Consider the following 4,496-nt stretch of genomic DNA (forward strand, 5'->3'; position numbering starts at 1 on the left):
CGTTATGCAGTCAACCAATATGGAGCCACGAATGGGGCGTAATACGACGAATTGGATAAAGTTCTGGGGAATCCTTGCGATGCTTCTGGCCGGTACTGTCCTAGCGAAGTCGTCCAATTCTCCGAGCTACGTTACAGGAAAAGCCAAGAAACTATATAGCGTAATCTTTGGTATTGTGGTGGAGGTCAATGGGTCTGTTCGTTCAGTGCGGGTTGCCCGCGTCACTGATCCAATATCTGGCGGCGTAGCTCCAGTTGATGTGTCTGTTCCACCAGTATATGTAGATGCGGCTAAGAAATTTATCCTTGATAAGGGGTATTCACCGAAACTCGATAATGGCAAGCCGGTTGAGTTCTATACCTATTTCTTTTACGACCCAGCAAATCCTAACGTGTTGATAACCGAAACAAAGTAACAATCAATGCATAACTTATCATTCCAGCCGACCGCTTTCCGCTACGCTTCAAGCATCGGCTGAATTCTACGTTATGTGGCACAACACCATGGCAACTGACCTCTTTCAGCTAGCAGACACCGTGCATGACGAAAAGACATTCCTTGCCTTCGTTGAGGCCCTGCACGCTGACTGGGAAGATGAAAATGAAAAAGAGCGTAAAACTCCAAGCCCTCCGTTTAGCTCAGGAGCAAACGGATGGGAAAACGGAAGTGTGGGTGCCTTTCTGGATGCTGCGGCAAGTTGGGGAAAGGCATCAAGTCAAGGGCTTTCCACATACACAAAACCAGAAAACCCTTGGCGTCGGGCGGCACACATTCTTCATGCCGGAAAGTTTTATGAGTAAAGTGCCACATAACACGTCGTTCGTGCCGACGCCCGAGACAACGCGCCAAGTTTCCTGGCGTTTCCGTGGCGGGCGCGGCACAACTCAGCGTTAGGCGGTTCATCGTGGTCAGAAATAAAACTTCTAGTTCTCTTATCAAATGCGCTAACTGCGGCCATATGCTGGAAGTCTCTGTATGTCGCTCGTATCCCAAGGAGGACACGCCGAAAGAGAACATCCATCGTTTCTTCGCTCCACTGGATACGTTTGGAAGTTTCGGTTGCTACATTTGCGGTCATTTCACATGGAACGACAGAACCGAACGTGGCATCAGTGAATAATTCTGGACTTTCATTTAATAGTGTCCAATATGCTAAAGCTAATTCAGCATATTCCCTTGATTTTTCATTAAATCCAAATTCTTTTTTCTTAAAAGCAGATTCTAATGCAGCTGCAACACCAAAACTCTTAAAAATTTCCGGTATTTCATCAGGCGGTGTAAGTGGTATACCAATATTTATTTTTTCCATTTTTTATACCTTTTATGGTTTAAACAAATGCCTAACGAATAAGGTTAGATTGTGTGAGCAACGCGAACCACAATTCGCGCTCCGGCTGCCACTTACCTCTACGTTAGGAATTACCTAGCATGAAAATTATTTGGCCCAATGATAAAGAAGAGGAAAAGCCCCTTTCTATAATTGGGCGAATCATCCTGGTTTTGGTGGGCTTATGTGTTGCAGCTCCAATTATTTTTGGAGGTGCGTTATTTACTGCATTTGCGGGAACAATACATAGTGCGCCGAATTGGTATTTTCTATATCTTGGCATCACTCAAGCAATTCCACTTATTGTTGCTACCGTATCTTGGATTGCTATATTGATGACTATTCATACCAATATTTACAAAAGCAGATGGTCTGTTGCTCTTCTTTGTTCATTTTTGATTTATGGAGCTAGTTTTGTTGCGTTGGCTAGTGGCATTGTCCTTTCAAAATAAATTTAGCGAGTTCTTGACTGCGTCCCTAACCATCGCATCAACATGGAAAAAATAAAGCTACGCTCGTTCCTCACTTCGCTTCATTTTTCCAGTTATGCTTATCGTTAAGGAGTTGATGTGCCTAAGAAGGGGACTTTGATATTTTTCTGCGGAAAAATGGGGGCTGGAAAATCCACTTTCTCAAAGAAAATTTCCGCAGAACGTAATGCCGTCCTCATTTCCGAGGACGAATGGCTTGAGGCCCTTTATCCAAACCAGATTTCAGCATTCGAAGACTATTTAAAATACTCTGGCCAAATGAAGCCGTTGGTAAAGTCACACGTGGCAGGCATTCTAAAAGTAGGCACTAATGTAGTCATGGACTTTCCTGCAAATACTCTGAACCAGCGCCAATGGTTCCGAGACCTGATTTCCGAGGCTGGTTGTCCCCATGAACTCATTTACCTTAAGGCAAGTGACTCACTATGCATCACCCAAATCGCGCAGCGACGCGCCGAACAGCCATCCCGAGCCACATTTGACACAGAGGAAACATTCCAATTTGTTACAAAGTACTTTCAGGAGCCCCAGCTAAATGAAGGTTTCAATACAACTGTCGTGGCGAAAGACGCATAACCAGGCGTTGCAGTGGATGCCCACGCTCCCCCGATTTTGCGCAATGTGCTACGCACATTTTATTGCGCAAAACCGGCTCCGCTCCGGTCACCACTGAACTTGGCGTTATGCATCGGAAGCCAAATGATCGATCACGTGATTTTTGAAAGATTGCGAGACCTTGGCGCTGGGGAGTTTGAGCATTTGAATGGAACCCTACTCAGTCATCTGATAGGAACCCACGATTTGTTACATCGTTGGGGAGCAAATGAAGTTCTATGCAAGGCGGGTCTCTATCATGCCGTGTATGGAACTGATGGCTATGATGGGAAATTACTTGCCCTAAATGAGCGCTTTCAAATACAGAAGTTGGTCGGCTCGGAATCTGAAGAGGTTATTTATATGTATTGTGCTTGTGATAGAGACTTCTTCTGGCCCCAGTTCGGGATGGTTAAGAATCCAGTTTTTCGAAACAGATTTTCTTGCGAAGAATATGTGCTAGCGAATGATGCGCTCAAGAAATTCTGCGAATTGACAGCTGCCAATGAATTAGAGATTGCTGGCGGAAGCACTCAATTTATTGACCAATATGGGGCTGGCTTACGGTCTCTTTTTATGCGAATGAAACCATATTTAAGCAACCCAGCTTACGATTTTTTCATACAGACACTAGGTGAAGCAAATGGATAATACGTCGCTCAAAGGGACGCTCCCCTTAGCTACGCGCCCCTTAGCTTGGCGTTATACATCAATAGACATTAGGACTTGAGTTTAGAGAGAACCAAAGAATGAATGCGTACCTGATATTGGATTTATCAATCAACAATTTTGAGAGCTTTCGAGAATATATCGAAAAAATACCTCTATTTATAAAAAAGCATGGTGGTAGATATATCGTGCAAGGAGTGGAGCCTGAGGTAATGGAAGGTGACTGGTGCCCGGAACGTGTTGTAATTCTTGAGTTCCCCTCAAAAGAAAACGCAAAGGAATTTTTAGGGGATACTGAGGCTCAACCGTTATTCTCAATACGACATAAATCTACAACCAGTAAGCTAATCCTAGCTGAGGGATGTTCTTAAACTATGCCGCAAAATGTATAACATGGCGCTCAAGCGGGACGGTCGCAATCGCGCCAGCCCCTTAGCTTTACGTTGGGCCACTATCTCTGATCGGACTTTTCCATGAAACTGTTTCCGCTACTCGTCGGCGGTGTTGTCGCTGGACTCATAATTGTTGCCGGTGAGGCAGTCCTGAATTTGGTCGTTCTCGCTGACGAATGGGTCTATCTGTTCTCGCGCTTTTCCCTTCCTCAACCAACCCCACTCGTCGCAGCACAGGGACTACTTAAGCTGCTTCTCCTTGGCATCTTTTCTGTCTGGCTGGCGGCTACTCTTAAGTCTGCGTTTCCTAACCCCTGTCGTGCGGGTGTCGTATCGGGCCTTTGCGTTTGGTTTCTGGTCTGGGCCTGGGTACAGTGGGGAATGTTGCTCGCCGGTTACGTTACGACATACGTTGCTGCAATTACGGTCGCGTGGGGTTTTGTCGAATTGCCTTTTGCTATATGGGCAGGCACATGGGTGCACTGGCGACTAAACGGCGGGTTGCGGTGAAAGTGCTTTCGTGTGTTTTGTAAGCGATCTTTGAAGGACGCACTAGAACTGAAACGGACAATGACTTAACCGTTGGCGTGCGATTAGTCCGTTAGGGCGTCGAGATTCCAAGGCAACAGCGCTTCGAACTCTTCGACAGTTTTTGCGGTGGGAAGCTTTCGGAACAGATCGACCAGATAGGTGTAAGGGTCGACGCTATTGGCCTTGCAGGTTTCGATCAACGAGTAAAGATTAGCGCTGGCACGGGCGCCGGCCACCGTATCGCAAAACAACCAATTGCGGCGGCCCACCACGAAGGGGCGTATGGCGTTTTCGCAGAGGTTGTTGTCGATGGGCCAAGCGCCGTTGTCGACGAAGCGGATCAGTTTGGACCACTGCGATGACAAGTAATGCAAAGCCTTGCCCAGCAAACTACCGGGGATTACCGCATGCAGATGTTGTAGCAGCAGGGCTTCGATTTTGACCAAAACCGGTCGGCTTTGCTCCTGGCGCCGCTGCCCACGCTGTTCGACG

Annotated in this window: 9 protein-coding genes; 7 read left to right on the plus strand and 2 right to left on the minus strand. The window is 46.7% G+C overall.

Annotated elements, in window-relative coordinates; all coding sequences use genetic code 11:
* Together BJL95_RS18090 and BJL95_RS18095 are read left to right on the plus strand one after the other, a co-directional pair.
* Positions 1-415: hypothetical protein (locus BJL95_RS18090; protein ID WP_217631654.1), on the plus strand; the 415-nt coding region annotated here is incomplete at its 5' end.
* An 88-nt stretch (positions 416-503) separates the two neighbouring features.
* On the plus strand, positions 504-800 hold the full coding sequence (locus BJL95_RS18095) for a hypothetical protein (protein ID WP_071159982.1): 297 nt from the start codon (positions 504-506) through the stop codon (positions 798-800).
* Here the strand turns inward: BJL95_RS18095 and BJL95_RS24830 are convergent.
* A complete protein-coding gene (locus BJL95_RS24830) occupies positions 791-1,309 on the minus strand; it encodes a hypothetical protein (protein ID WP_139306320.1) in 519 nt (172 codons plus the stop codon). The genes BJL95_RS18095 and BJL95_RS24830 overlap by 10 nt on opposite strands.
* 119 nt (positions 1,310-1,428) lie before the next feature.
* Between BJL95_RS24830 and BJL95_RS24835 the strand changes: the two genes are divergently transcribed.
* The 5 genes from BJL95_RS24835 (at position 1,429) to BJL95_RS18115 (ending at position 3,983) form a co-directional block, all read left to right on the plus strand.
* Complete coding sequence (locus tag BJL95_RS24835) at positions 1,429-1,779, plus strand: hypothetical protein (RefSeq protein ID WP_139306321.1); 351 nt, start codon at positions 1,429-1,431, stop codon at positions 1,777-1,779.
* 117 nt (positions 1,780-1,896) lie between these two features.
* Complete coding sequence (locus BJL95_RS18100) at positions 1,897-2,394, plus strand: ATP-binding protein (RefSeq protein ID WP_064031101.1); 498 nt, start codon at positions 1,897-1,899, stop codon at positions 2,392-2,394.
* A gap of 123 nt (positions 2,395-2,517) precedes the next feature.
* The gene (locus BJL95_RS18105) at positions 2,518-3,063 is read left to right on the plus strand and encodes a DUF6817 domain-containing protein (RefSeq protein WP_071159978.1); all 546 of its coding nucleotides are present in this window, start codon (positions 2,518-2,520) and stop codon (positions 3,061-3,063) included.
* A 98-nt stretch (positions 3,064-3,161) separates the two neighbouring features.
* A complete protein-coding gene (locus BJL95_RS18110) occupies positions 3,162-3,452 on the plus strand; it encodes a DUF1330 domain-containing protein (protein WP_064031099.1) in 291 nt (96 codons plus the stop codon).
* A 102-nt stretch (positions 3,453-3,554) separates the two neighbouring features.
* Positions 3,555-3,983 carry a hypothetical protein gene (locus BJL95_RS18115; RefSeq protein WP_071159980.1) on the plus strand — a complete coding sequence of 143 codons (429 nt, stop codon included), beginning with the start codon at positions 3,555-3,557 and terminating at the stop codon, positions 3,981-3,983.
* Between the two features lie 83 nt (positions 3,984-4,066).
* On the opposite strand, the gene BJL95_RS18120 is transcribed toward BJL95_RS18115, so the two are convergent.
* On the minus strand, positions 4,067-4,496 hold a 430-nt coding region (locus BJL95_RS18120), incomplete at its 5' end, for a transposase (protein WP_139306269.1).

Origin of the sequence: Methylomonas sp. LWB (assembly GCF_001856095.1) — a bacterium.
Taxonomy (GTDB): domain Bacteria; phylum Pseudomonadota; class Gammaproteobacteria; order Methylococcales; family Methylomonadaceae; genus Methylomonas; species Methylomonas koyamae_A.

Excerpts from the sequence above, each read along its gene's own strand:
- BJL95_RS24835 (WP_139306321.1), top strand. The coding sequence starts at position 1,429 with ATGAAAATTATTTGGCCCAATGATAAAGAAGAGGAAAAGCCCCTTTCT.
- BJL95_RS24830 (WP_139306320.1), bottom strand. The coding sequence starts at position 1,309 with ATGGAAAAAATAAATATTGGTATACCACTTACACCGCCTGATGAAATA.
- BJL95_RS18110 (WP_064031099.1), top strand. The coding sequence starts at position 3,162 with ATGAATGCGTACCTGATATTGGATTTATCAATCAACAATTTTGAGAGC.
- BJL95_RS18105 (WP_071159978.1), top strand. The coding sequence starts at position 2,518 with ATGATCGATCACGTGATTTTTGAAAGATTGCGAGACCTTGGCGCTGGG.
- BJL95_RS18095 (WP_071159982.1), top strand. The coding sequence starts at position 504 with ATGGCAACTGACCTCTTTCAGCTAGCAGACACCGTGCATGACGAAAAG.
- BJL95_RS18115 (WP_071159980.1), top strand. The coding sequence starts at position 3,555 with ATGAAACTGTTTCCGCTACTCGTCGGCGGTGTTGTCGCTGGACTCATA.